At 57.3% G+C, this 25,579-nt stretch carries 22 protein-coding genes and 1 pseudogene; 14 read left to right on the top strand and 9 right to left on the bottom strand.

Translation table 11 applies throughout. From position 1 onward, the window contains the following. The first annotated feature begins 2 nt into the window (after nt 1-2). The 13 genes from AB3X96_RS34645 to AB3X96_RS34585 all read left to right on the top strand — a co-directional run bounded on the left by AB3X96_RS34645 (nt 3) and on the right by AB3X96_RS34585 (nt 15,883). Entirely contained in the window at nt 3-2,084 is a 2,082-nt protein-coding gene (locus tag AB3X96_RS34645; RefSeq protein WP_368593229.1) for a hydantoinase/oxoprolinase family protein, read from the top strand. Nucleotides 2,085-2,102: 18 nt separating this feature from the next. Next, nucleotides 2,103-3,824 (top strand): hydantoinase B/oxoprolinase family protein, encoded by a 1,722-nt coding sequence (locus AB3X96_RS34640; RefSeq protein ID WP_368593228.1) that lies wholly within the window; start codon nt 2,103-2,105, stop codon nt 3,822-3,824. 11 nt (nt 3,825-3,835) lie between these two features. Beyond that, complete coding sequence (locus tag AB3X96_RS34635; protein WP_368593227.1) at nt 3,836-4,687, top strand: sugar phosphate isomerase/epimerase family protein; 852 nt, start codon at nt 3,836-3,838, stop codon at nt 4,685-4,687. Continuing rightward, a complete protein-coding gene (locus AB3X96_RS34630) occupies nt 4,687-5,163 on the top strand; it encodes a RidA family protein (protein WP_368593226.1) in 477 nt (158 codons plus the stop codon). The genes AB3X96_RS34635 and AB3X96_RS34630 overlap by 1 nt, the downstream gene beginning before the upstream one ends. Nucleotides 5,164-5,279: 116 nt before the next feature. Then, nucleotides 5,280-6,689, top strand: a complete 1,410-nt coding sequence (locus tag AB3X96_RS34625; protein ID WP_368593225.1) for a glycerate kinase — start codon at nt 5,280-5,282, stop codon at nt 6,687-6,689. Between the two features lie 22 nt (nt 6,690-6,711). Continuing rightward, a complete protein-coding gene (locus tag AB3X96_RS34620) occupies nt 6,712-7,965 on the top strand; it encodes an enolase C-terminal domain-like protein (protein WP_368593224.1) in 1,254 nt (417 codons plus the stop codon). A 63-nt stretch (nt 7,966-8,028) separates the two neighbouring features. Continuing rightward, a complete protein-coding gene (locus AB3X96_RS34615; RefSeq protein WP_368593223.1) occupies nt 8,029-9,150 on the top strand; it encodes a tyramine oxidase subunit B in 1,122 nt (373 codons plus the stop codon). A 959-nt stretch (nt 9,151-10,109) separates the two neighbouring features. Further along, a complete protein-coding gene (locus tag AB3X96_RS34610) occupies nt 10,110-10,919 on the top strand; it encodes an amino acid ABC transporter ATP-binding protein (RefSeq protein WP_368593222.1) in 810 nt (269 codons plus the stop codon). Nucleotides 10,920-10,932: 13 nt separating this feature from the next. Continuing rightward, nucleotides 10,933-11,601, top strand: a complete 669-nt coding sequence (locus AB3X96_RS34605) for an amino acid ABC transporter permease (protein ID WP_368593221.1) — start codon at nt 10,933-10,935, stop codon at nt 11,599-11,601. Between the two features lie 10 nt (nt 11,602-11,611). After that, nucleotides 11,612-12,280: an amino acid ABC transporter permease gene (locus tag AB3X96_RS34600; protein ID WP_368593220.1), complete on the top strand. Its 669-nt coding sequence runs from the start codon at nt 11,612-11,614 to the stop codon at nt 12,278-12,280. Between the two features lie 80 nt (nt 12,281-12,360). Next, nucleotides 12,361-14,088, top strand: coding sequence for a dihydroxy-acid dehydratase (locus AB3X96_RS34595; protein ID WP_368593219.1), 1,728 nt, complete (start codon nt 12,361-12,363; stop codon nt 14,086-14,088). 116 nt (nt 14,089-14,204) lie between these two features. Then, the gene (locus tag AB3X96_RS34590; protein WP_368593218.1) at nt 14,205-14,960 is read left to right on the top strand and encodes a GntR family transcriptional regulator; all 756 of its coding nucleotides are present in this window, start codon (nt 14,205-14,207) and stop codon (nt 14,958-14,960) included. A 65-nt stretch (nt 14,961-15,025) separates the two neighbouring features. Then, a complete protein-coding gene (locus AB3X96_RS34585) occupies nt 15,026-15,883 on the top strand; it encodes a shikimate dehydrogenase (RefSeq protein ID WP_368593217.1) in 858 nt (285 codons plus the stop codon). Nucleotides 15,884-16,927: 1,044 nt separating this feature from the next. On the opposite strand, the gene AB3X96_RS34580 is transcribed toward AB3X96_RS34585, so the two are convergent. From AB3X96_RS34580 to AB3X96_RS34545, 8 genes are all read right to left on the bottom strand, one after another. Further along, on the bottom strand, nt 16,928-18,061 hold the full coding sequence (locus AB3X96_RS34580; RefSeq protein ID WP_368593216.1) for a porin: 1,134 nt from the start codon (nt 18,059-18,061) through the stop codon (nt 16,928-16,930). Nucleotides 18,062-18,186: 125 nt separating this feature from the next. Continuing rightward, complete coding sequence (locus tag AB3X96_RS34575) at nt 18,187-18,675, bottom strand: MaoC family dehydratase (protein WP_368593215.1); 489 nt, start codon at nt 18,673-18,675, stop codon at nt 18,187-18,189. Between the two features lie 80 nt (nt 18,676-18,755). Further along, entirely contained in the window at nt 18,756-19,493 is a 738-nt protein-coding gene (locus AB3X96_RS34570; protein WP_368593214.1) for an amino acid ABC transporter ATP-binding protein, read from the bottom strand. A gap of 46 nt (nt 19,494-19,539) precedes the next feature. Then, entirely contained in the window at nt 19,540-20,376 is an 837-nt protein-coding gene (locus AB3X96_RS34565; protein WP_368593213.1) for a transporter substrate-binding domain-containing protein, read from the bottom strand. A gap of 64 nt (nt 20,377-20,440) precedes the next feature. After that, nucleotides 20,441-21,088, bottom strand: coding sequence for an amino acid ABC transporter permease (locus AB3X96_RS34560; RefSeq protein ID WP_368593303.1), 648 nt, complete (start codon nt 21,086-21,088; stop codon nt 20,441-20,443). Between the two features lie 10 nt (nt 21,089-21,098). Continuing rightward, complete coding sequence (locus tag AB3X96_RS34555) at nt 21,099-21,767, bottom strand: amino acid ABC transporter permease (RefSeq protein ID WP_368593212.1); 669 nt, start codon at nt 21,765-21,767, stop codon at nt 21,099-21,101. A 23-nt stretch (nt 21,768-21,790) separates the two neighbouring features. Further along, nucleotides 21,791-22,567 (bottom strand): enoyl-CoA hydratase/isomerase family protein, encoded by a 777-nt coding sequence (locus tag AB3X96_RS34550; RefSeq protein ID WP_368593211.1) that lies wholly within the window; start codon nt 22,565-22,567, stop codon nt 21,791-21,793. A gap of 42 nt (nt 22,568-22,609) precedes the next feature. Then, nucleotides 22,610-24,124 carry an acyl CoA:acetate/3-ketoacid CoA transferase gene (locus AB3X96_RS34545; RefSeq protein ID WP_368593210.1) on the bottom strand — a complete coding sequence of 505 codons (1,515 nt, stop codon included), beginning with the start codon at nt 24,122-24,124 and terminating at the stop codon, nt 22,610-22,612. 177 nt (nt 24,125-24,301) lie between these two features. Here AB3X96_RS34545 and AB3X96_RS34540 point away from each other — a divergent pair, with 177 nt between their 5' ends. Then, entirely contained in the window at nt 24,302-24,997 is a 696-nt protein-coding gene (locus AB3X96_RS34540; RefSeq protein WP_368593209.1) for a TetR/AcrR family transcriptional regulator, read from the top strand. Between the two features lie 8 nt (nt 24,998-25,005). On the opposite strand, the pseudogene AB3X96_RS34535 reads toward AB3X96_RS34540, so the two are convergent. After that, nucleotides 25,006-25,579 (bottom strand): annotated as a pseudogene (locus AB3X96_RS34535) (hypothetical protein); the annotation flags it as partial.

Here is a 25,579-nt window from a genome sequence, read left to right as displayed (position 1 = left end):
TTATGGCAAGCGCTCGTATTGGCGTAGACATCGGCGGCACCTTCACCGACCTTGTTCTTCTGGACGACAAGGGACTGGTCACCTTTACAAAGGTCTCGTCCACCCCTGCTGCCCCCGAAGAAGCTGTTCTCACAGGTGTCGAACGCATCTTGAAGCAGGCAGGCCTGAAGACCGACGATGTCACGGAAGTCCTTCACGGCACAACGGTCGGCTCCAACACGATGCTTCAGAAGGTCGGCGCGAAGTGCGGCCTCATTACTACCAGGGGATTTCGCGACGTCCTGGAGATCGGCCGGGTTCGTACACCGACCATGTTCGACCTGACGTGGGACAAGCCCGTTCCTCTCGTCGAGCGTCGCTATCGGCTCGAAGTCGACGAGCGCACGCTGGCTTCCGGCGAGGTTCATCGCCCGACGCCGATCCACGAAGTGCTTAACGCAGGTGAGTTCTTTCGAAGCGAAGGGGTCGAGTCCGTTGCTATCTGCTTCCTCAACTCGTACAAGAACTCGGAGAACGAAGCTGCCGCTCTCGTCGCGTTCCAGGAGAAGTTCCCCGAGATCAGTGTCACCGCTTCCATTCAGGTATTGCCGGAACTTCGCGAATACGAGCGCACATCGACCACGGTCGTCAATGCCTACGTTCTACCCGCACTGCGTACCTACCTGCAGCGCCTTGAAAGCGGCCTGAAGCGGATCGGCGTGAACGCCCCTCTGCTGGTGAGCAACTCGAATGGCGGCCTTTCCAGCGCTCGCGTCGCGCAGGACGCCCCGGTGTTCTTCATCTCATCGGGACGTTCAGCTGGCGTCGTGGGTGCAGGACGTCTCGGCGAAGCGCGCAACGATACTGACCTCGTCGTTTTCGACATGGGTGGTACCACCGCGTCCGCCTCACTGATTCACGATGGTCAGTTGGCCCGCACAAACGAATACGAATTCCGCGCAGGTATTTCGACGCCGAGCCGTTTCATCAAGGCCGGCGGCTACATGATGCGTGTCCCGACGATCGACGTCGCGGAAGTTGGCAGCGGCGCTGGTTCAATCGCGTGGATCGATGCTGGCGGCCTGCTCAACGTTGGCCCGATTTCGGCAGGCGCTTTTCCTGGACCGGTCTGCTATGGCATCGGCGGTGAGCGTCCCACCGTGACCGACGCTAATGCGGTTCTTGGATTTCTGCCGCAAAAGCTCGCAGGTGGAACGATGGAACTGGACCTCACGGCCGCGCGCGGCGCGATTGATCAGATCCTCGCGAAGCCGCTCGGCATTTCGACCGAAGAAGCCGCGGTCGGTATCCGGGAAGTTGTAAACGTGAACATGGCGCGCACGATCAAGGCTGTCACGGTTGAGCGCGGCGTCGATCCGCGCGACTTTACGCTGATGGCTTTTGGCGGATCAGGTCCAGTGCACGCCTGCGATCTGGCCCGTACGCTGGAAATGAAGCGCGTGGTGTTCCCGGCCGCACCGGGTGTGTTTACCGCGATGGGCATGCTCGCTGGTGCAGTCGAACGCTACTTCGTTCGCCCGTTCCTAGATCTCCTCGACACTTTCGACGTCGACGCGCTCGCCCAGCACGTGTCGTCCATGCGTGAAGAAGCAGCAAAAGCGCTGGCGGGCGAAGGCTACTCCGCTGACCGGATCCAGTACGTGTTCGAGCTCGACATGCGCTTCCGCGGCCAGGACTATGAAATCCCCGTGGAGATCCCCGAAAAGTTTGACGAAGCGGGCCGCGAGCAGCTCCGCAGCGGCTTCCGCGACGCCTACACGGCGATGTACGGGTACGCGTCGAACGATGCGATCGAGTGTGCGAATGTGCGACTGCTCGCACGCGGCATCGCTACGAAAACGCTCGATTTCCGCGACATCCGAAGCGCAGCAAACAAAGAGACGCAGCAGCAACGCAGCAGTCGCCGGGTCTATTTCAATCGCGAATCTGGATGGGTCGATACGCCGGTCGTACCGCGCGCGCTTCTGGACAAGGAAATCGTCGGCCCCGTCATTCTCGAAAGCTCAGATACCACGATCGTCATTCCACCTGGCTGGCGCGTCAGCACTGACAAGGTCGGCAGTGTCATCGCATCGCTGGACTGAACCCAAACGGAGTAGAACATGGCACAACGTAAAGTCGATCCCATTACTTTTGCTGTCGTCAAGAACGCGCTGGACACGATCGTCGACGACATGGCATTCGCCGTCATGCGCACAGCGCGCTCACCCATCATCCGCGACGTCTTGGACTATTCCGTGACAATGTGTGATGCGGCTGGTCGAATTCTCGCGCAGGCCAAGACTGTCGCGCTGCATCTCGGCGCAGTCCCCGACGCGGTCGATGTAGTCATCAAGAAGTTCGCGAAAAATGTCCAGCCGGGCGACGTGATCATTTTCAATGACCCGTACGAAGGCGGCATGCATCTGCCGGACATTTTCATGTTCAAGCCCATCTTCTTCGAAGAGAGGTTGCAGGGCTTTTCTGTGGTCATCGCGCATCATTGCGACGTGGGTGGCCGTGTTCCGGGTTCCAACGCTGCTGACTCGACCGAAATTTTCCAGGAAGGGTTGCGAATCCCCCCGACCAAGCTGTACACGCGTGGGGAGGCAAACGAGACCCTCATCAACATCATCAAGAAGAACGTCCGGCTGCCCGACCTCGTACTCGGTGACCTGGACGCGCAGTTGGCCACCTGCAACATCGGCGAGCGCGAGCTCGTAAAGATGATCCAGCGGTACGGCGAGAAGGAACTTCGCGAGTATTTTGACGAATTGCTGGACTACGGCGAGCGACTGACCCGTCAGGCCATCACCGCCTGGCCGGATGGCGTCTATGAGTTCAGGGACTACATCGACAACGACGGCTTCACGAAAGACGCGATTCCCATCAAGTGCGCGATCACGGTAAAGGGAGCGAGTGTGTCGGTCGACTTTGCTGGTTCCTCGGCGCAGGTGCGCGGCGCGATTAACTCGACCCTTTCGTTCGTCAAATCAGCAACCTATCTGGCGATCCGTTGCGCGCTCGAAGCTGACGTTCCCAATAATGCAGGCGTATATCGCTGCATCGATATCACAGCACCGGAAGGTTCGATTCTGAATCCCCGTTTGCCTGCACCCGTGGCAGCGCGTGCGCTGACTGGCTACCGCGTGGTCGATACCGTATTCGGCGCACTGGCGCAGATTGCCCCAACCAAGGTCATGGCCGCTGGTGAAGGTGGCAACACCGTGATCGCGCTCAGCGGCTACGACAAGGATGCCAGCGAGCCATTCATCCTGGTCGACATGATCAACGGCGCATGGGGTGGGCGCTTTAACAAGGACGGTATCGAGGGCGTGACGAATCCGTCCCAGAACATGTCCAACATGCCGATCGAAACGCTGGAAGCTCGCTACCCGATCGTCATGGAAGCATACGGCTTTGCGGAGAACTCCGGCGGCGCCGGCGAATACCGCGGCGGGCTGGGCCTCGTGCGGGAATACACAATCCTTGCCGAAGAAGTGGTCGCACAGATCCGTTCTGACCGCGCCGATCACGCGCCGTATGGTCTTTTTGGCGGACTGTCGGGTGCACCCTCGTCGAACTACCTTCGCAAGGATGGCGAAACGGAGCCGCTGCCGAGCAAGTTCACGATGACCTTGCATCGCGGTGCGACCATCCGTCACGAACAGGCTGGTGGCGGTGGGTACGGCGATCCCCTGAAGCGTTCACTCGATCTTATCGAAGGCGATATCGCGAACGGGAAGATCACTCGGGACTATGCCGAGCGCTTCCACAAGGTTGCGTTCAAGGGCGAAAAGCTCGATCGCGACGCGTCCGCGAAGCTGCGCGGCGCGCTGAACTAATAGGGGAAGACATGAGCTTCGATCTTTCGCGCTTTGCGATCAACCAGATCACGACGCCCAAGTGGTCACTGCCCCAAGCCATTGAGGGTTATAAGCGCCACGGAGTCAACGGTATCGCCGTCTGGCGCAATTTCCTCGAGGACTACGGCGTCACACGAACACGCAAACATCTGCGCGAACTCGATATGTGGGTTCCGTCGCTGTGCACCAGCGAATGGTTCAACGTCTCGGTCAACAGCGACATGAATGGTGCCATTGATACCAACCGTCGCCTGCTCGACGCGGCTGCCGAGATTGGCGCCGGCTGCCTCATGATGGTTGTTGGCGGTATGCCTGCCGACAGCAAGGACATCAACGCCCAGCGCGCGAGGGTTCGTGACGCGCTCTTCGAACTTGCGCCCCATGCCAGGGAAGTGGGCGTCAAGCTGGGGCTTGAACCGCTCCACCCGATGTATGCCGGCGATCGGAGCGTGCTCAACTCGATCACGGTTGCGAACGACCTCTGTGATCAACTCGGTGACGACGCAGCCGGCCTGGTGCCCGACGTCTACCACTGCTGGTGGGATCCGCAGTTCGAGGCGGAAGTAAGACGTGCGGGTCCCAAGCGGATCCTCACTTTTCACTACTGCGACTGGCTGGTCCCGACACGCAATCTGCGCGACCGCGGCATGGTCGGCGACGGGGTAATCGACATCACACGCATCAAAGGGTGGCTCGACGACATCGGCTACACCGGTCCGTTCGAGCTCGAAATCTTCTCCGAACTCGACTGGTGGGAGCGTCCGCCGGAGGAAACGACCCGTGTCGCGATCGAACGCTGTGGGCCACATGTGCAGCCGATCGGTTCGCGTGGAGGTGCCTGATGGGAGCAAGTCTCGAACAGCGCCTGCGCGAACTTGGCATCGAACTTCCTTCGCCCGTGACGCCGCGGGCCAACTTCGTTCCAGCAAAGCGCGTCGGCAATCTGCTCTACATATCCGGTCAGGTTCCGGTGTTGGACGGCGTTGACCAGTACGTCGGTAAGGTTGGAGCCGATGTATCGCTTGAGGACGGACAGGCTGCAGCGCGGTTGTGCGGGATCAACATCCTCGCGCAGGTGAATCAGGCCGTCGACGGCGATTTTGACAAGGTCGTCGGTTGCGTCAGGTTAGGTGGCTTCGTGAACGCGTCTCCGGACTTCAAGGACCACCCGAAGGTCATTAATGGCGCTTCTGATCTGATCGTTTCGGTTCTCGGCGATAGCGGGCGCCACACCCGTGCGGCAGTCGGATGCACTTCCCTGCCCCGCAACGTCGCCGTCGAGGTCGACGCCATCTTTGAACTTGCTGACCGGTGGTGACTGTCGGCTGGAGCCGCTGCGTTTTGACTCTAGCCAGCCTGGCACCGAGATGAACGGCCAGGACTCAAACCCGCTATCCAAAGCTTTTTTCATAGCATCACATCGAGTGCCCGAGTATGAAGAAAATCCGAAATTCAGATGAAATCCTCTCGCAGGGTGACATAGCCTCACGGCAGTTCGTGCTTGAGATTGCCGACCGGACACTTCAGAGGCTGGACAGCTATCAGCGGATCAGGAGCATCATGCGCCTGGAAGGTAGCTTGTTGCACATCGGGACCCGCTCCTGGGATCTTTCGCGCAAGCGGAACATCTACCTGATCGGCGCCGGGAAGGCCTGCAATCATATGGCGATGGCGGTCGATCATGTTCTGGGTGACCGCCTGACGAGGGGCATCGCTATCGTCAAGATTCACGAGGATACGGATCGATTCAACAGGACTGAAGTGTTTGTTGGCGGTCATCCGCTGCCTAACGAAGAAGGGCACCGGGCTTCGAGGAAGATCATTGAGATCGTGGATCAGGCAGGTCCGGAAGATCTGTTCATTGCGGTGATCAGCGGCGGCAGCTCTGCTCTGATGTCGTGCCCGATCGAAGGCATTAGCCTGCAGGACGAAATCGATACCACCGACGTGTTGCTGAAGTCCGGCGCCGGCATTTACGAAATCAACGCTGTACGTCGCCATATTTCTGCCCTGAACGGCGGGATGCTGGCAAAGCGCATTCAGTCCGTGGGCGCCGAACTCATCGGATTCGGGATCAGTGACGCGGTGGGTTCACCTGCCACGGGCGACATCTCTGTGCCCTATGCGGCGTACAAGAGCACGCCGATCGGTCCGGACATGACAACGCTGGACGACGCTCGTGCGACGATCATCAATCGCAATGTCACCGATCGTCTGCCTAGGAGCGTCGTTGACTATATGATGAACGCGGGCCCCGAAGCGGAAACGCCGAAAGCGTTTCCCGACAACACCTACTTCCTGCTCAACACGTTGCCGGACTCCTGCATATACGCGAAGCAGATTTGTGACGAGATGGGCATTCCCGCCATGATCGTCTCCTCCTTTCTTGAGGGTGAAAGTCGCGATGCAGGCACTTTCTTTGCATCGATTGCCCGCGAAATTCAGACATACGGAAACCCGATCAAGGCGCCGTGTGTGCTTCTCAGTTCCGGTGAGGTGACGACGCTCATTGAGGACAGCAGCGTGATCAAAGGGCATGGTGGCCCGGGTCAGGAGATGGCTGTGAGTTTTGCGATCACGGCGGCAAAGACCAAAGGCGCTTGCCTCCTATCTATCGATAGCGAAGGCACAGACGGAACCGCCAAGGTTGCTGGGGGCATCACGGATTCGACCAGCTTCCAGGCCGCTGCGGATCAAGACATCAGCCTGTATCGGGCTCTGCGTGAACATAGCTGCTTTGAAGCGCTTGAGGCAATTAGGTCTACTGCATTTACAGGGAACACAGGAACGAATCTGTGCGACCTTAACATTCTTTATGTTCCGGAAATTCAGGGGGGGCAATAACATGGAGGACAGGATCGTATCAGTGCGGGCACAGCAGATTATCGACTGCAAGTGCCGGCCTGCCGTCGAAGTCGAGATCCGCACCGAGTCCGGAGCGGTTGGCCTCGGGGCTGCGCCGACCGGCACGTCGGTGGGTATGCATGAGTCGTTTGTCCTGCGCGACGGCGATCCGTCGACCTATCAGGGACTCAGTGTTCACAAGGCAGTCGAACACGCAGTGAACATCATCGGGCCCGCGCTGGTCGGCACGAATGTGTTCGACCAGCGAGCCATCGACGAAAAAATGATCGCGCTTGATGGTACGCCGGACAAGAGACGCCTCGGAGGGAACACGATCTACTCGGTCTCCATCGCCGCTTTCCGTGCAGCCGCGGACTCGCTCTCGATCCCCCTATACAAGCACATTGCGGGTCGCGACATCTTTACGGTCCCGGTTCCCTGCTTCAACGTCATCAATGGGGGTCGATATGAGGGACTCACACAGGCATTCAATGAATTCCTGATCGTACCCTACCTGACCAATAGCATCGATACCTCCATTGAAATGGCGGTGGACGTATTCCAGAAACTCGCCGATGTCCTGGCTGCCTATCTGGGACATAAGCCACAGGTGGCCAGTTCCTATGGCTATGCTGCGCCCTCCGACGATCCGGAAGTGATCCTGGCACTAATGCAAAAAACGGTCGACGAGTGTGGCTATACGAGCCAGATCGCCTTCGCGCTCGATTGTGCGTCAAGCGAGATGTACGACAAGGAGTCTGGCACATACCTTCTGAAGGGCAAACGCGTCTCGTCCGACGAACTGATCGACTACGCTAAGTTCCTGACCGAGAAGTTCAACATGGTCTTCATCGAGGATCTGCTCGATGAGAACGACTGGCCGGGCTATATCAAGGCGGTAAAACGGCTGACCCGCACCATCGTGCTGGGTGATGACCTCACGGTGACCAACCGGGAACTACTCCGGAAAGCATACGAAACGCACGCAGTTGATGGTTTCATCCTGAAGCCCAACCAGGTCGGCACAATCACCGAAGCCATGGACGCCTACCGGTTTGCGACGGCACACGGAATGATCGCGGTGCCGTCGGGCCGCTCTGGCGGTGTAGTCGATGACGTTGTGATGGATTTCTCGGTCGGCCTTGAGGTTCCGTTTCAAAAAAACGGTGCACCGCGTTCAGGAGAGCGCATCGAAAAGCTCAACTTCCTGATGCGGGCGAACGCCCGCAGTCCCGGTTGCCGTCTATACGACATTGCACCGCTCCTCAGATTCTGACGCGGCAACGCTAGGCCGGTCGACCGGTATGTTATCCACCCTTTCTCAAAAAAGGTTAGCCACATGTACCCGAAAATTGACTTCCTCTATCTTTCTGAGCCGGACATGATTGAAGCCGGTGTCCTGGACGCTGCGCGTTGTGTTTCCGTCTGCGAGGAAACCTTCAGCCTGCTAGGCAAAGGTGACTACCTGATGGGCGGTCCCAATCACAACAACCACGGCATGAACATCGTCTTCCCGAAGGAGACGAAGTTTCCCAATATGCCCGTTGCAGGACCCGACCGTCGCTTTGCGGCCATGCCGGGATATCTTGGCGGACGTTTCGATGTCTGCGGCAACAAATGGTACGGCTCGAACCACGCGAATGCCGAGAAAGGACTGCCGCGCTCGATTCTGACCATGATGCTCAACGACAAGGACACCGGCGCGCCCCTGGCGCTCATGTCGGCTAACCTTCTGAGCGCCGCGCGCACTGGCGCTGTACCGGGCGTCGCCGCCAAGCATCTGGCGAACAAGGATGCCCAGACGGTGTCCGTCATTGGCTGCGGCCCGATCAACAAGGCCTGCTTTTCGGCGATCATGACCCAGCTTGGCGCGGTGAAGAAGGTCGTCTGCTTCGACGTCTTTCTTGACAAGGCCAACGAGTTTGCCAGTTGGGTGGAGGAGAAATACGGTGTCAGCGCGATCGGCGTCGACGAGGCCGAACAGGGTTTCCGCGATGCGGATGTCATCACCGTCGCGGCATCGCGTCTGAAACCGCTCTATTTCAAGGATGAATGGATCAAGGAAGGTGCCACCCTTCTGGTGTCCGGTCCGTTCAACACCGACGAATCTTTCCTGACGAACTGCAAGATCGTCTTCGATCACACGCCGCTGCAGGAAGCATATGTCGAAGATGCCATCGCATCGGGCAACAAGGAAGCATATTACAGCGGCGTGATCGGTGGTCCTTTCTACCGTCTGATCGACGCCGGGAAGCTGCCATCTCTGGCCGACTCAACCGGTCTGGGTGACGTCGTGAACGGCGACAAGCCTGGTCGTGAGAACGCGAAGGAAAGGGTGATTTTCATCGCCTGTGGTATGGCCGTCTTTGATATCAGTTGGGGCTTCGAGATGTACAAGAACGCCACGCAAAAGAGCATCGGACAATTGTTGAATCTCTGGGACAAACCTAGCGGATTCTGATCCATCCGACCGTAGAGCCTCCGGATGACCTTGCGAAATCCGGTGGCTCCTTCTCACTAACCTTGTGCCGCTTACAACGGCACTGGAAAGCCATTGCAGTGCATTTCCACGCGCGCGCTTCTACAGCGTTCTGAACCTCGCGTGGGCCCCGCGCGGGAAGGTAAGCCACACCTCCCCAAAGGCTATTGGCCGTCCCGTCTGGTGCGACCGCGTCGCACAGTTCCTCGCTACGGCTCCGTGAGGGACACGGATCGCCGCTAGGCCCCATTAGCATCATTGCTACTCGCGTGCTACATCCCGCTGCGTCCGCAGCGGCTTCAGTTGCGCACGCGAAATTGTGATCCGGCGCATGGTTCGGTCCGGCCATACTTATTTAAAGCCGCCGGATTACCGCCTGTCCCGCCAGTAGGCCGATTGAATCGCTCAATCAGCCTGACGCTCATTATTGCCAGGATAAATCCAGCCTCGGTGAGTCTCAAAACGGTCGAAATTCAACGGTCTGTACTTTCAGATCGCGCGACTTGTGAGGTCTGCAAACCCGATCTGATGTTCGCCTAGGGTCCCTGCAAAGGCCCGCCACACAAAGCTAAGGAGCCTGCCGCAGTGCATCAATCTTTTTTGGCATATTGACATTGTCGGCATAACGTCGACAATAGGTACACAAGGATGTCGAAAAATCTCATGCCGAAGAATGTAGTGAGGAGAGTTGCACCCCAAGGCTGTCCGTACGCATTCGCGGACCGGTCCGGCGGACCAAACAGCGGTACACGCTCATCATACTTCCGGTCACGCCACGTCGTCGCCGCCCCCGACGACGAGAGCCTTTGGCCGCTGCGCGGGAAACTGCCAGCATTACTGCAGCGATAGCCTGTCGCGACTGTTAGCGATCCAAACCAACGGACGGATATATGTTGATGAGCACGCCCTCAACCACCCTCAACCAGCGAGTCGGATGTGCAGTGGATACCAGCACCGAAAGTCAGCCTTTCGTCGCCATGCGTGGCCTGAAAAAGTCTTACGCGAACGGAAGCGTAAAAGTCCTTGACGGCCTCGACCTGAATATGACCCGCAACGACCGTCTGCTCGTGGTTGGACCGAGCGGCGGCGGCAAGAGCACGTTGCTGCGTTGCATGATGGGACTCGAGGATATCGACGAAGGCACGATTGCGATCGATGGCAAGCCATACGTTACACGTACGGCACGGAAGACGACGATCGATAAGTCGATCCAGAAACAGGTGGGAATGGTGTTCCAGAGCTATACCCTGTTTCCGCACATCACTGTGCTTGGCAACCTGATGCTTGCCCCGTTGCGGTCACGCCATGCGAACAAGACCCAGACAGAACAACGGGCGATGGAGTTGTTGCGCAGGTTTGGTCTGGATCACAAGGCAAAGGCCTTTCCCGCTGAACTGTCAGGCGGCCAGAAACAACGCGTTGCGATCGCACGTGCACTGATGCTTGATCCGAAGCTGATGCTGTTTGACGAAGTAACGTCCGCGCTCGACCCTGAGTTGGTTAGCGAGGTGAGTTCAATGATTATCGAACTCGCGGAAACGGGCATGCCCATGATGATCGTGACTCACGATATGTGGTTCGCCAAGAAGATCGCCAGCCGTGTTGTCTTCTGCGCAGGCGGCAAGATCGTCGAAGATGCGCCGCCTGAAGAGTTCTTCAATAACCCCCAGACCCAACGGGCTCGCGACTTCATCCACAACGTCCTTCACGCTGACGCTGAGGCCACGCCGCTGCGATCATCGACGCTCTGACACGGGTGCGAACATGGAAAACACCGATTTTTACTTCGTGCTGCACTCGTGGGACTTCCTGCTTGAGGGTTTGAAGATCACGTTGCAACTGACATTGTGGGCCATCGCGATCGGCCTGACGTGCGGCTTCGCGCTGGCGCTCGCAGCCAACAGTCGCGTTCGCATGATCCAGGTACCCGCTCGCGCGTACATTGACTTTTTCCGCTGCACGCCGGCCTTGGTCCAGGTCGTCTGGTTCTTCTTTTGCATCCCGATGATCTTCGATGTGTTCTGGACGCCCGTGTTCATGGGGGTCGTGATCCTCGGCATGAACCTGACGGCGTTTAACGCAGAAGCATTCCGCGCGTCAATCCAGGCTATTCCGAAGGCGCAGAACGACGCATGCACCGCGCTCGGCCTGAATTCGAAGGCCCGCATCCTGTTTGTAGTGCTGCCGCAGGCATTCCGTCATGCTGTGCCCGTACTGATCACGCAGGCGATCGGAATCTTCCAGCAAAGCTCGCTGGTCTCGCTTGTCGGTGTTGCCGATCTTATGTATCAAGGCAAGCAGCTTTCGACGCAAACCTACCGGCCGATTGAGACATTTACCGTGCTTGCGCTGTTCTATCTCGCTGTTGCCATCCCGTTTGGCAGGTTTGCAGCGTATCTCGAGCATCGCAGCGAACGACTTCTGAGAGTGTGAGGGCTAGAAAATGGGTAACCTTAATTTTGCCGTGCTCTGGCAATTCAAGGATGCGTTGGCCAAGGGGCTCCTGGTCACTGTCGAACTGAGCGTCGTATGCAGCATCCTCGGCATGCTCCTCGGTTTCGCGATCGCGATGGGTCGCACGTGCCGCTTCCGGGCGCTGCGCTCAGTGACGGCCCTCTATGTCGAAATCCTGCGTGGCCTCCCGGTGCTTGTCACCTTGTTCTGGGTCTTCTTCTGCCTGCCGGTAATCCTGCATGTTGAACTCGGAACGTTCGTTTCCTCGGTCATCGCCTTGACGCTATATATGGGTGCCGTGACAAGCGAGACGTTTCGATCGGCTCTCAAAGGCGTTGGCCGCGACCAGATGGATGCCTGTAATGCGCTAGGGCTTTCCTCATTCGTCCGCTCTGTCTTCGTTATCGCGCCTCAGGCTGTAATTCGTTCGATTCCGAACCTGCTGTCCAACACGGTCAGCCTGTTCAAGGAAAGCGCGCTAGCTTCTGCCGTCGGGATGGTGGAACTGATGTTCACGGCACAGAACATCTCGAATACGACGTCCCGACCCGTTGAAGTGCTCACGACTTCCGCGTTGATCTACTTCGTGATCGGTTTCGTGCTGACCCGCGTGGTCAACCGTGTCGAAGTCAGAATCCTGCACCGGATCCAAACCTGAGGATTGCGTGAGGCGCCGTTTTTATCCAACGCCAGGGTCGCAGGTGCGACCCCAGCTATTGCCAATAGTATGGGGGCAGTATGAACAATGCAGCGCGCCCGCTGCGCAGCGAAGCCTGGTTCAGGCGTATCGATAACACGGGCTTCGAGCACAGGACACACCTGAAGGCCCGAGGCGCACTCCCGGACATGTTCGAGGGGCGCCCGGTGATCGGCATTGCAAATTCCGCATCGGATCTTGTGCCGTGCAACGCACACCTGACAGGGATCGCCGAGGCGGTTGCCAAAGGTGTGCTCGAAGCCGGGGGTTACCCACTGGTGTTCCCGACGATGTCCATCGGCGACATGCTGATGAGACCGAGTGGCATGCTTTTCCGCAACCTGATGAGCATGGAGCTCGAAGCGACGCTGCGTGCCAATCCGCTCGATGGTGTCGTCCTGCTTTCCGGCTGCGACAACACTGCTCCCGCATACATGATGGGTGCTGCCAGCGTCGATCTGCCAACGATTCTCGTGAACGGTGGTGCGATGATTAATGGTCGCGTCGGCGATCGCACTGTGGGCTCCGGGACTGACATTTTCCGGATGCACGCAGACTATCGCGGTGGCAGGATGTCCAAGGCTGCGTTCCTGGACGCCGAATACGGCATGTCGCGTAGCAACGGCCACTGCAATACGATGGGTACGGCGTCGACGATGGGGTCGATCGCAGAAGCGCTTGGCCTAAGTCTGACGGGCACAGCCGCTATCCCCGCTGTTGATGGGCGACGGTACAGTTCCTCACAACTCGCGGGGCGTCGGATCGTTGAGATGGTCCGCGAGGACTTGACCTTTTCGAAGGTCGTTGACCGTCGCGCGCTCGAGAACGCGATCCGCGTGAATGCTGCACTCGGGGGAAGCACGAACGCAATCATCCACCTGATCGCGCTTGCCGGTCGTGTGGGCATCGAGTTGACGCTAGACGACTTTGAAAATAACTGCTCGGAAATTCACCTGATGGCGAACGTTCTACCGAATGGAAAGTTTCTCGCCGAGGAGTTTTACGGTGCCGGTGGCGTGAGAGCGCTCATGGGCGAGTTGCGCAGCAAACTGCATCTCGATGCCATGACCGTCTCTGGAACGACAGTCGGCGAAAATCTTGAAGGAATTCAATCGACGGATAGGGCCGTAATCTCGCGGATCGACGAGCCAGTCAAGCCACAAAATGCCTTGCGTATCCTCCGTGGCAACCTTGCGCCGAACGGCGCGATTATCAAGCCGTCGGCTGCAAGCCCACGGCTGCTCAAGCATACGGGTCGGGCCGTCGTGTTCGATAGCGTCGAGGATCTCGACGCGCGAATCGATGACCCTGAACTCGATGTGGACGCCGACAGCGTGCTGGTACTGAAGGGGATCGGCCCGAGAGGCTATCCTGGCATGCCCGAACTTGGCAATATCCGTCTTCCCGCGAAGCTGCTTGCTGCAGGAGTCACTGACATGGTCCGGATTTCGGACGGCCGGATGAGTGGTACTGCGTACGGTACCGTCGTGCTGCACGTGTCCCCAGAATCGTCCGTGGGTGGGCCGCTTGCGCTCGTGCGAAATGGCGACATGATTTGCCTCGACGTTGAAAAAGGTGCTTTACAATTGGAGGTCTCGCCCGAAGAACTGGAGCGACGGCGCGCCGACTTCCGGACGTCGGCGGCATCCGGTGCGCGCGGCTACGAACGACTCTTCACGGAGCACGTTCTGCAAGCCGACAAAGGACTCGATTTTGACTTCCTCGTAGGTAACAGCGGTAACGCTGCACCCTCGCGACGTCCCTTCTAGTGAGCCAAACGTGCTGCGGATTTCGGTGGCACGGCAGCAATACATCCGCATCTGTGCGGCCAGACCGGGAAAGCGGGAAGTCAGCCTGTACCGTTAGAACTGATTCGAGACGAACCATGCCCAAAGCCCCACCTGAAACGCAAGCGGTCAAGGAAACAGGCGCGGTCCGCATCTACGGGATTCTGCGCGACGAAATCCTGAGAATGCGGCTCTCGCCTGGCACTGCACTTGACGAAATAGGACTGGCTGAGCGGTTCAATATGTCCCGCTCGCCCATTCGTGAGGCGCTGGTCCGCCTCTCGGGCGACGGCCTGGTCCAGATCCTGCCGAACCGCAGCACGATCGTTACGCCGATGGACTATCGACGGGTGCCAGAGTTTCTTGATGCACTTGATCTGCTTCAGCGGGTGACTACCCGACTCGCAGCGCTCCATCGCACCAGCGCCGACCTCCTCGAAATTCGAGAAAAGCAGAAGGCCTACGAAAAGGCGATCGCGAACAGCATCAAGTCCTACGACAGCCTTGGAATGATCGACAAGAACTACGAGTTCCATATGGCCATCGCCAAAGCTGGGCGCAATGTCTATTTCGCAGATCTCTACCGTCGTCTGCTCGACGAAGGCAGGCGGATGCTGCACCTTCATTTCGAATATGAAGCGTTGGGCACGGAACTGAGCGTGGAAAAAATGGCGGGCGGCCACGCTGACATCGTTGACGCGATCGAGGCCCGTGACGCCGATCGAGCCGAAGAAGCGGCGCACGAACACGCCATGCAGTTCAGAGGCCGCTTCATGCAATTCCTTAACCGGAATCTGACGGCAGCGATGCCCTTGAATATCCAGTCGGCCGACGCAGAACAGACCGTACCGTAACCCGACGTCCTTCGGCGGGTGCTCTGATCTGACGCTCGGGTACCCCGTTATACCTCCTACCAACTATGTCCAAAATCGAGCCTTCCGCCTTCACAACGTGTCGGTCTGACGTGACCAACGGCGCCACTCGCGTCTATTTCATTATTGGCGATCCGATTGCTCAGGTGCGCTCACCTGCTTCGGTAACGGCGCAACTACGTGAAGCGGGCAAAAACGCGATCGTTGTGCCAGCCCATGTACGGCCTGCAGACCTGAAAGCCTTTCTTGCAGGGATCGGACCTCTCGATAACGTTGATGGCATCATCGCAACGGTGCCCCATAAATTTTCCGTTCTCGAATTCTGCGACTCACTTGGTTCAGAAGCGCAGTCAGTAGGCGCCGCCAATGTGCTTCGACGCGGGGCCAAAGGGCGGTGGCGCGGCGACATGTTTGACGGCATCGGGATGGTGCGGGCGCTGGCCGGGGCGGGTTTCACGGCCGATGGGAAACGTGCGCTTTTGCTCGGTGCAGGCGGAGCGGGCACTGCAATTTCGCATGCGCTAGTGAGCGCCGGAATCGGCGCAGTTGCAATTTTCGATCCGGATCATGATCGACGCGAGCGACTCACGGATGCATTGAATGAGCGCAGCCGGGCACGCGCGATCGCGTGGAGCGAAAGCGACGGTGTCGGAACGTTCGATCTCCTAGTTAACGCGTCGTCAATCGGCCTGCGTGAGAACGATCCAGCACCGATCGACCTCGCTGGTGCGCAGCAGTCCATCTTTATCGCCGACGTTATCACCGGCCGCGTTACTCCGCTGGTAGCGCAGGCGAGAGATCGCGGCTATGCGACGGTGACCGGCGATCAGATGTTCGATGAAGTTTGTTTGTGCATGTTCGCCCAAGTGTGCGCGCGCATGGTTAGCTTCTTTCTACATGATTAGATATGGGTTTTTACCGCGATAGACAGGTTTTTTCGTCTCTAACATACTTCGACTAGGGACACTAATCATCGCCCTTTTCAACGGAACAGCCTGCTTCAATTACGGAGCTTCACATGCAACTGCACAACAAAGACAGAGCCATCCGTTTTCAAGCGCAAATCGGCATGTGCATGGCAAGGACTCGGGGGCTGCTGAAAGCCGCATCTTCGCGGCTGAATCCCTGGACCCCACTCACCACTACTGCTGGTGAAACCCACGAGAACGAATCATTCGAGCCTCACCAGAACGACTGCGACGACCTAACGTTTGTCGAGACGTGGGCATATCGTTGTCCCCGCTACTAATGCCGGGATCGAATGGTCCTTCTGCCACAAACAACCGTCACGACAACCATCCACAACGACGATCGGCCGCGCACGGGGAAACGATCATCTACCGGCAAGCCACGACCCCGGTCGCCCACAGCTAACACGATGCGCATCGGCTCTTCGGAAAGATTACCCTAGGCGAACTTCGAGCAATAGCAACGTGGGGGCGTCAGCCACGCTTTACACCGCGCCCCATCTGGCAGCGTACCGACTGCGATTTGAGTGATTCTGCTACGGCCGCAAGCTGTTCCACGAGCGCCGCGTTCTGTCGTGTTACTTCATCCATCTGCACACTGCTCGCCCCGCCTTTTTCACCCCGTCGGCTTTGTTCTTCTGACGCCACGAAGCCACTGCAGTTTCGCTCACATTACCGCCAATCCTCCGGACGCCAGCTTGGCTGCGTCCATCGTCGGAGCAACCGCATATGCCTGGCGGGGCGTCTTCGCGTATTCGCGCGGCCGAGGAACCGATCGGCTAGATTTTCCTTGCAGCGTTGTGCCAGGCTATGCACTTCACTTGCCGCTCTTGCCGCCAAGGTCGCGAAAAAAATCCCGCGCCGCATGTACTGTCGGGGCGGGATCAAACGGGGTATCATCCCGTGGAGATCGATGAAACAGATATTTTCGGCGGTCGAATGGCCGTTCATGAAGACTCGCCCTGACCTCCCAGTCGTAGTTTAGAACTTGTGTCTTAGCCCGACCGTGACCAACGCCTGTTTATTAGAGCCGGAATCGACGTCATTTGATCCGATAACTGCCTGTGCAGTGCCGGCCCCGTTTTGACCGCTCGCGTGTGCGTAGGCCGCGATTGCATACACGTCTGTCCGCTTACTCAGAAAATAGTCGGCGCCGATCGAGAACTGATGCTGTTTGGCGGACGAATCGCCGTACGACTTCATATAGTCGTATCCGACTTCCGTCAGCAACGACGGAGATATCTGCCACACGGCATACACTTCACCGTTGTGATACTTCTCGGATTTTGTGAAAGTCGAACTTGCATCCGGCTTGTATTGCGAGAAGCTATAATAGCCACCCAATGTCACACTCCCGAGCACATAGTTCCCACCTGCCCTTGCAATGTTGATCGAACGTGACGACGTGTAAGCATTGTTGACAGAGCTGTTGAACAGCGAATCGGCGGACGTAGCTCCACGCGTCGAAAGCGAAGCGTTCCCGTTGTCGATATGCAGATAACCTGCTGCCAGCGAGAGCGCGCCGTTGCTATACGACGCTGCGCCGCTGTATGTCTGGCCCGAACCAACGGAGCCCGCTACGCCGCCCAACGAATACATTGCTTCCAGCTGCAAACCCGACCAGTTCGGGCTTGCCCATTTCACAGCATTGCTGAAGCGCACGCTGTTGTCCGCGTTATCGATGTCACCCGGACTCGTAAAGAATCCAGCAAGCCAGTTGTCACCCTGAACCGGCTGAACGAGGTCAACCACAGGGTCATATTGGCGCCCCAAGGTAAGGGTGCCCCAGCTGTTACCACTCAGCCCGACATATGCCTGGCGGCCAAAGATACGGCTGCCCTGTCCCAGCTTTCCGTTCGTCGAATTGAAGCCGTTCTCGATCTGGAAAATGGCCTTCAGACCGCCGCCGAGATCCTCGCTTCCTTTCATGCCGAAGCGGGAACCAGAGACGCTGCCGCTCGTCATCAGGAACTGGGTCGAATGGCCAGCGCTGTTGTGGATGTACATCAGTCCGGTGTCCACGACACCATACAGGGTAACGGTGTTCTGCGCATATGCCTGAGTCGCCAGGCAGGCAGCCGCCACTGCAATGCCATTTTTTGCGAAATTCTTCATTGCTTCTCTAAACGATGATTTGTACTACTATTTGTTTAATGAAGATTCAACTGCAGAAATCGGATCTTGTGTTTGGTTAAAATTGCGCTGTCATGACTCGGCAACGCACGCTGAGCCCTCAGGTGTCAAGCCTGTATAGTCGTTCCGTCGTCGGGCGATGATCCCTCTCCGATACATCTGTCGCATACATTCACCCATTTAAGAACGTGCCGCGCTACAACTGCAAGACGTCCGTCCGAAGTTGTGATCTTTACATCAGCGGTAGAGCGGTTCGAATCCCGATCGATACTCACGACTTCATAAACTACGGTAATTGTGTCTCCAATCCTGACACCGTGAAGAAATCTGATCCGGTCATAACCCAGCGAGACCGCGATCTTGCCCTCCCAATTCCGGAAACGTTCTGAAGCTTTGGTGGAGCAAGCCGACATATATCCAACAAGCAACGCGCCATGTGCTATACGCCCCCCGTACTGCGAGCGCTTCATCTCTTCTTCGTCAACATGATTCGGCGACAAGTCGCCCGTGATACCCGCGAACAGGTACACGTCTGACTCCGAAATCGTCTTCCGAAACACGAAGTGCTCGCCTGTGCTAACCGGGAAATGAACCATTTGTCCTTTCAGCAAACGTTGACACGCAGACACCGGGGGACGGCCGCTCTTTCGTGGCTCAAGGTCCTAACACCACCACGTCAATGCGCGAGAATCTGCGCGAGAAATGCTTGGGCGCGGGGATGACTTGGAGCACTAAAAAATTCCTTCGGTGGCCCGCTTTCGATAATCTGGCCGCCATCCATGAACAGCACACGATGTGCGACGGACTTCGCGAAACCCATTTCGTGCGTGACACAGATCATGGTGATTCCGTCGTCCGCGAGCCCGATCATCGTGTCAAGTACTTCCTTGACCATTTCAGGATCGAGTGCTGATGTCGGCTCATCGAAAAGCATGATCTTGGGATCCATACACAGCGCACGGGCAATTGCGACACGCTGTTGCTGGCCACCGGAGAGTTGCGCGGGATATTTTTGCGCCTGGTCGGCAATCTTTACTCGCGACAGATATTTCATCGCTTTCTCTTTTGCGACCTCGGCCTTGACCTTTTGAACTCGCCGAGGAGCCAGCATGCAATTTTCGAGAACGGTCAGATGTGGGAACAGATTGAACTGCTGAAAAACCATCCCGACGTCATTTCGGACTTTATCCGCACCTTTTCCGTGCGTGCCCAGCTCGACACCGTTGACGACAATCGTTCCGCCCTGAGTCTTTTCAAGGTAGTTGATACACCGGATCAGGGTGGACTTCCCCGATCCGGACGGTCCGCAGAGCACCAGGTGTTCGCCGCGCTTTACCGTCAAATTCACTCCCTTGAGGATATGCGCTTTGCCGTACCACTTCTCTACGTCTACCATTTGGATTACGTCATCCATGATGTCTCCGGAACCAAATATTCAGAATCTCAATTCACAACTGCGTTCAGTTCGACGCCATCGGGATGTTGGGTAAAGACTTTGGCAGCGACGGCTTGTCCACTCCGAACCACTTCTTGTACAGGGTATTCCAGCTTCCGTCCTTGTCGGACTTGTCAAGATAGGTGTTGATCCATACAGCGAGGTCCTTGTCGGCGGGCCGCACTGCAATACCGAGGAACTCCTGACTGAGAACCACCTTCTGTTCGTACTGGTTCGGAGCTGCCTTGTTCAACACCGGGAAATAGTGGCTATAACCGGAAAGTACCTGAGCCTGTCCGGAGAGCAGCGCCTGGATTGCTGATGAATCATCGTCGTAGCGCCGGATCGTCGCGGTCTTCGGTGCCACTTCGGTAATTGCCTTGTCCATCGAGCTGGCGCGGGCAACGGCAATACTCTGATTTGCCAGGTCATTGACCGCGGTGATCTTGTCGTCCTTCTTCGCGTATAGCGAAGCGTTGATGACGGCATAAGGCTCCGTGTACTGCACGACCTTTGCCCGATCCGGATACATTCCGAGGACACAGATGAGTGCATCAACCTTGCCCGTCAGAAGCAATGGAATCCGATTCGCCGCTGTCACAGGCACGAACTCGGGCGTAACACCCAGTTTCTTGGCCATGTCGCGAGCGAGTTCGATATCATAGCCATCGTTGTTGCCATTGCTGTTGATGAAGCCAAACGGATTCTGGTCCGTCACGATCCCAAAGACCATCTTCCCTTTCGACTTCAAGGTGTCGATTTCGCCGGCGTGCACGGCGGCAATCGGTAACATCACACCCGCTAGGACAGCACACAGTGCCTTGACGCATTTGCGGCGGTCTACCTTCAATGAGCTCTTCATTTCCCGTTCCCCTATCCGCCTTGGCGGCGTGTAAAAAAACAACAACAGTTAAAACGGCATCCGCTCACCGTCCCGTAGCCAGCTTTCGCTCGATTCGGGTTCCAAAATGCGAAAGCGGCCAGCACAGCAGAAAATAAAGCGTACCGACAATGCCAAACACCATGAACGGCTCGAACGTGCTATTGGCGACGACCTGCCCCGCCCGTGTCAGTTCTGTGAAGCCGATAATGGCGCACAGAGACGTGCCTTTGATAAGGCCAACGGTAAAGCCAACGGTCGCTGGTAAGGAGACACGGAATGCCTGGGGCAGCACAATCGCCTGCATGCGATCGAAATACTTCAGTCCGAGCGCCCTGCTTGCCTCGCTTTGCCCTTTCGCGACCGCCTCGATGCCTCCGCGCCAGATCTCGCCGAGAAAGGCGCTTGCGTGCGCAGTCAGCCCAAGTGCCGCAGCGGCCCAAGCGCTGATGTCAAGATTGAGCAGCGAAACGCCGTAATAGACGACGAACAGCTGCATCAAAAGCGGTGTGCCTTGAAATATTTCGATGTATCCCGTTGTCAACCAACGGACGAACGGATACTCCGAGGTACGCAGGAGCGCGATACACAATCCCAATACGCCACCGCCGATGACGGCAATCACAGCCAATGCGATCGTCCATTTCAATCCCTGCAAAAGCAGCAGGACGTCGCTCATGCCAAATACCGGAATCATGCGTGCCTCACTTGGTTGGATAGGCGAAATAGACGCGCCCGAACAACTTGAAGATGGTGGACAGCATGATCGATAGCGCGAGATAGATTGCCGTTACGACTATGTAGACTTCGAAGCTTCTGAACGAGGCCGACTCCACCTGCTGGGCTGCCGAAGTGAGTTCAGGTGCCGAGATCGACGAAACGATGCTTGAACTCAGCACGAGGAGAATGAACTGGCTACATAGCGCCGGATACACGGAGCGGATCGAAGGACGGAGGACGACGTTCCAGAAGATCTGGTAAGGCTTGAGCCCCAGCGCGGCTCCGGCTTCCAGCTGTCCCTTGTGGATGGCGTCCACACCTCCTCGCACGATTTCCGCGACATACGCCGCCGCATTGACAGTCAGTGCGGTGACCGCTGCTTCAATCACACTGAGCTTGACGTTGAGCGAGGCCAGACCGAAGTAGATGAACAGCAGTTGCACCAGAAACGGTGTATTGCGGATGACCTCGATAAACGCAGTACCCATCCATCGGAGTGGAGACATTGCGCTCTTCTTGGCGAGCATCACAATGATTCCGGCGACCAGTGCGAACGCCATCGAGATCAGAGACATCTTGAGTGTCTCGATGGTCCCCTCGACCAGCAATTGCCGGTATTGTGCTATCGCACTAAAGTCGAATTGATAGTGCATGACAGAACCTCAGATACTGTGTGTTAGCGAAAGATCGCTGCTCTCTTTTCACGGAATGCAGCAACGCCTTCTTCCGCGTCCGGCGTCGACTTGCAGACCGTGGCAGCGAATTCATGTGCGGCTTCTGTGCCGGAAGATTCGATAAGCCGAAGAAGACGCTTGCTGACTGAGATAGATGCGCTCGAGCGCTTGTCGATGAGTTCGCAGACGCCCTGTACGTGCTCATCCAGCTGTTCGGTGGTTTCGCTCACGCCGTTAACCACGCCCCATTCCAAAGCCATTGGCGCGGAGATCGGCGAACCCAGCAGAATCATCTGCCGAGCCCGCGCAGGCCCCACCAGATCCGACAATCGCTGGCACCCCATCCAACCGGGGATCGCTCCAACTGCTGCCTCCGGAAAGCCGACCTGAATCGACGAGAGCGCATATCGCAAGTCGCATGACAGCGCCAATTCGAGCCCACCGCCAAGGGCACTTCCGCTCAGAACGGCAATCGTGGGATTGTCGAGTTCAGCAATCCTGCGCATAACTCGGTTGCCTGCCCGGATAAAGCGACTCCCCATCTTCTCCGGTTCAATCGCACCCCACTCGTTCACATCGGCTCCCGCGCAAAAAAAGCGGTCACTTGCCGATCTGAATACCAGTACCGAGATCTCCCTGTCCGTTTCAATCTCATCCAGAATCTGGTCAATCTCAGCCAACATCTGTAGCGTCAATGCATTCAGTCGAGTCGGCCGATTCAACGTCACAACTGCCGCGGTCCCGGTACGTTGAAACAGCACAGGTTTATCGGTGTTCATTTTCGGCACACGTCCCTAGTAATTTCGATGGTCCATCACGGATTATTGCGAGACCATTCCCGCAACCTGCTGATCGATGATTGGCGCGAAAGCCATCCTGTCCAGAACGTCGCGTTGAAGGTCGACTCCCTTGGCGACTTCGACGAGGTGAACACCGCGCTCCGACAGTCGGAACACGGCGCGCTCCGTGATGTACAGAACTTCCTTGCCCTCATGGAGCGCTTGCGAACCGCTGAAGGTGATATGCGCGACCTTTTCGACGAGTTTGGGTACCTGGCCTGCACTGAGAATCTTGAGGTCGCCGTCATCGCCAAGATTGACCTGAAGCCCTTTGGTTTCAAACGCGCCGCAAAACACGATCTTTCTGGAGCCTCGCGTGATATCCATGAAACCTCCGGGTCCGACGACGGTACTGCCCAGTTTCGAGACATTCACATTGCCTTCTCGGTCCAGTTCTCCCATTCCGAGGAACGTCACATCGATCCCGCCGCCGCTGTAGAAATCGAACTGGTCGACGTTGGGAATGATCGCGTCCGCGTTGCGGGCAGCGCCAAACATCACGCCGTCGAGCATGTCTCCGTTGTGTATACCCTGTTCGACCGAACCCCAGTAACGGCCGTGCAGATTCTGCTCGGCCAGCACGGCTGGGATTGCGCCTGGAAAGCCGAATCCAAAGTTCACGGACTGCCCCGCCGTCATTTCGCGCGCCGCGCGTTCGGCGACGATCCGGCGGATGCCTTCCGGAGACTCGAATTCGCCTTGCCCAGTCTTGGTTAGCAGTTCGCCGCTTAACGTTGGATCGTATTCAGTGATTGCGCATTGCCGCTGGGACGAGACTTCCACCAGCGTGTCGACCAGGATTCCTGGCACCCGAACAAGCCTCGCTGGAACGTGATCGCCTGTCCTTTTCTTGACCTGGGCGATCACCTTCCCACCGGAGTTGTGTGCCGCAAGACATACCGCGTAAATGTCGAGATCGGCCGGCTCGTGACGCATTGTCAAATTCCCTTTTCCGTCGGAGGAAGAGGCTTTCACGATTGCAAAATCGATCTTGAACGGCTTGAAGCGCAGGAATTCCTCTCCGTCGAGTTCAATGACTTCAACCAGATCTTCCTTTGCGGACGGATTGAGCTTCCCACCGCCAAATCGTGGGTCAACGAAGGTACGCAGCCCCACACGGCTGATCACGCCCGGTCGTCCAGCCCCAATTTCCCGGAACAGCGTCGCGATGACGCCGGCAGGCAAGCTGTACGCCTCGATCTGGTCGTCCTTTGCAAGATCCTGCATCGCACGCGACCAGCTCCAGTGGCCACCGATGACGCGCTTGACCAGGCCGGGGTGGGCAAAACGCCCTACACCGCTTCCCTTACCGTCACCGATACCTAGGGCATGCACGAGCGTCAGATTGCGCGGATGTCCAGTGCGCAAAAAACGCTCTTGGATCGCGGCAAGGACCGCATCCGCTTCGAGGAGCCCGCCTCCGGATCCCGTGATTGCGATCGTTGCCCCGTCGTGGATTTCACCGACGGCCTCGTCCAGGTTTTGCCATTGAGCCACGCTACCTCCCAGAAATTTTCAGCGCTCTGTTAACTACCGAACTGGATCGTTACTTGTGAAAGATCGTGCTCTGGACGAAAATGAGTGTCAAGCGAAGATATCGAGGATGGGGTAAACGATGAGTTCCACCCTATCCATCTCCCTTAAACTGGGCCACCCTCCGAACAAAACCCTGAGATGTCTACATCCGCAGCGATACGAGCCAGAAAATTACGTGCTGTTAGCGAGCACCCCGAGCCGCGGGCCAAGCAGGTCCGAAATCCGGCGCTCACCAAGGAAAAGATCCTGGCCGCCGCCAAGGAGGAGTTCTCCGCGCTCGGCTTAGGCGGCGCACGCATTGACTCGATCGCCGAGCGCGCAGGCGTCAACAAGCGTCTGATCTACGAATACTTCGAGAACAAGGACCAGCTGTTCCAGTCGGTGCTGGAAGAAGCCTGGGGGGGAATTCGGGAAGCGGAAGCTGAACTGGATCTGAAGCATCTGAGCCCGACAGAAGCCATCAAGAAATTGATGACGTTTACCTGGGACTTCTACCTTAAAAACCCGGATTTCATGTCATTGGTCAACAGCGCGAACCTTCACCATGCGCAACATATTGCGCACTCACAGCGGTTCAAGGAACTGCACGTTGGGTTCATTGACATGCTTCAGGACATTCTTGATCGAGGGGTCGCGGCAGGCGAATTCCGACCGGGCGTTGACGCTCGCCAGCTTCACATCACCCTTGCGGCGATTGCCTACTATTACCTCAACAACCGCTACACCAATGAGGTGATCTTTGGATTTAATTTCGTTGACAAGGACAGGCGTGCGGAACGGCTTGCGTTTAACATTGACACGGTATTACGAATTCTCGCGCCTGAAAGCAAGTAGCTGCCTTTTCAACGATCTAATACGGCGCTGCGCCGAAGCACTCTGCCCGGAGAGTGCGCAACATGAGCAAAGAAAATCACGACTCGCGGTGGTCCGAAGGGATGCTCCACTTTCCGAGCGCCAGGGACTAGAAATTTACTGTTTGCATATTCTGCCCGCCGAATATTTTGATTTTGTGAGCTTTCCCAGTGCGAATCGATCTGTACCACTCCGAGGACGGTCCACTTTCCGTTTTGCTGTTGATATAGCGTAGCCGATGCCGTCTTAAGGTCGCCACGCGGCGTGAACGAAATGGCACCCGTCACACCGTTGAACGTACGTGATCTCAGTGTTTCGAGGTACTTTCTCGGGTCTGTTGAATCTGCGTTCTTCATCGCGTCAATCATCGCCCAGGAGGCATCATAGGCGAGTGGGGCATACTGCACGATGCCGACGTTAAACCGCGCTTTCATCCTCTTAGGAACGCGCTCGAAATAACTTCCCGCTATGCGCCGTTCCTTGAGCGAATGCTGTAGTTCCACGAAGGCAGGGTTGAGTCGTACGCGATGTTGAGCGAAGCGCGGACGTGGCGGGTGACCGTCC

The sequence above is a fragment of the Paraburkholderia sp. BR13439 genome (assembly GCF_040948805.1).
GTDB lineage: Bacteria > Pseudomonadota > Gammaproteobacteria > Burkholderiales > Burkholderiaceae > Paraburkholderia > Paraburkholderia youngii.
This window is presented reverse-complemented; position numbering and strand designations above follow the sequence as displayed.

Coding starts and splice junctions, on each gene's coding strand:
- AB3X96_RS34645 (WP_368593229.1), top strand. CDS start 3: ATGGCAAGCGCTCGTATTGGCGTAGACATCGGCGGCACCTTCACCGAC.
- AB3X96_RS34640 (WP_368593228.1), top strand. CDS start 2,103: ATGGCACAACGTAAAGTCGATCCCATTACTTTTGCTGTCGTCAAGAAC.
- AB3X96_RS34635 (WP_368593227.1), top strand. CDS start 3,836: ATGAGCTTCGATCTTTCGCGCTTTGCGATCAACCAGATCACGACGCCC.
- AB3X96_RS34630 (WP_368593226.1), top strand. CDS start 4,687: ATGGGAGCAAGTCTCGAACAGCGCCTGCGCGAACTTGGCATCGAACTT.
- AB3X96_RS34625 (WP_368593225.1), top strand. CDS start 5,280: ATGAAGAAAATCCGAAATTCAGATGAAATCCTCTCGCAGGGTGACATA.
- AB3X96_RS34615 (WP_368593223.1), top strand. CDS start 8,029: ATGTACCCGAAAATTGACTTCCTCTATCTTTCTGAGCCGGACATGATT.
- AB3X96_RS34605 (WP_368593221.1), top strand. CDS start 10,933: ATGGAAAACACCGATTTTTACTTCGTGCTGCACTCGTGGGACTTCCTG.
- AB3X96_RS34600 (WP_368593220.1), top strand. CDS start 11,612: ATGGGTAACCTTAATTTTGCCGTGCTCTGGCAATTCAAGGATGCGTTG.
- AB3X96_RS34595 (WP_368593219.1), top strand. CDS start 12,361: ATGAACAATGCAGCGCGCCCGCTGCGCAGCGAAGCCTGGTTCAGGCGT.
- AB3X96_RS34590 (WP_368593218.1), top strand. CDS start 14,205: ATGCCCAAAGCCCCACCTGAAACGCAAGCGGTCAAGGAAACAGGCGCG.
- AB3X96_RS34585 (WP_368593217.1), top strand. CDS start 15,026: ATGTCCAAAATCGAGCCTTCCGCCTTCACAACGTGTCGGTCTGACGTG.
- AB3X96_RS34580 (WP_368593216.1), bottom strand. CDS start 18,061: ATGAAGAATTTCGCAAAAAATGGCATTGCAGTGGCGGCTGCCTGCCTG.
- AB3X96_RS34575 (WP_368593215.1), bottom strand. CDS start 18,675: ATGGTTCATTTCCCGGTTAGCACAGGCGAGCACTTCGTGTTTCGGAAG.
- AB3X96_RS34570 (WP_368593214.1), bottom strand. CDS start 19,493: ATGGATGACGTAATCCAAATGGTAGACGTAGAGAAGTGGTACGGCAAA.
- AB3X96_RS34565 (WP_368593213.1), bottom strand. CDS start 20,376: ATGAAGAGCTCATTGAAGGTAGACCGCCGCAAATGCGTCAAGGCACTG.
- AB3X96_RS34555 (WP_368593212.1), bottom strand. CDS start 21,767: ATGCACTATCAATTCGACTTTAGTGCGATAGCACAATACCGGCAATTG.
- AB3X96_RS34550 (WP_368593211.1), bottom strand. CDS start 22,567: ATGAACACCGATAAACCTGTGCTGTTTCAACGTACCGGGACCGCGGCA.
- AB3X96_RS34540 (WP_368593209.1), top strand. CDS start 24,302: ATGTCTACATCCGCAGCGATACGAGCCAGAAAATTACGTGCTGTTAGC.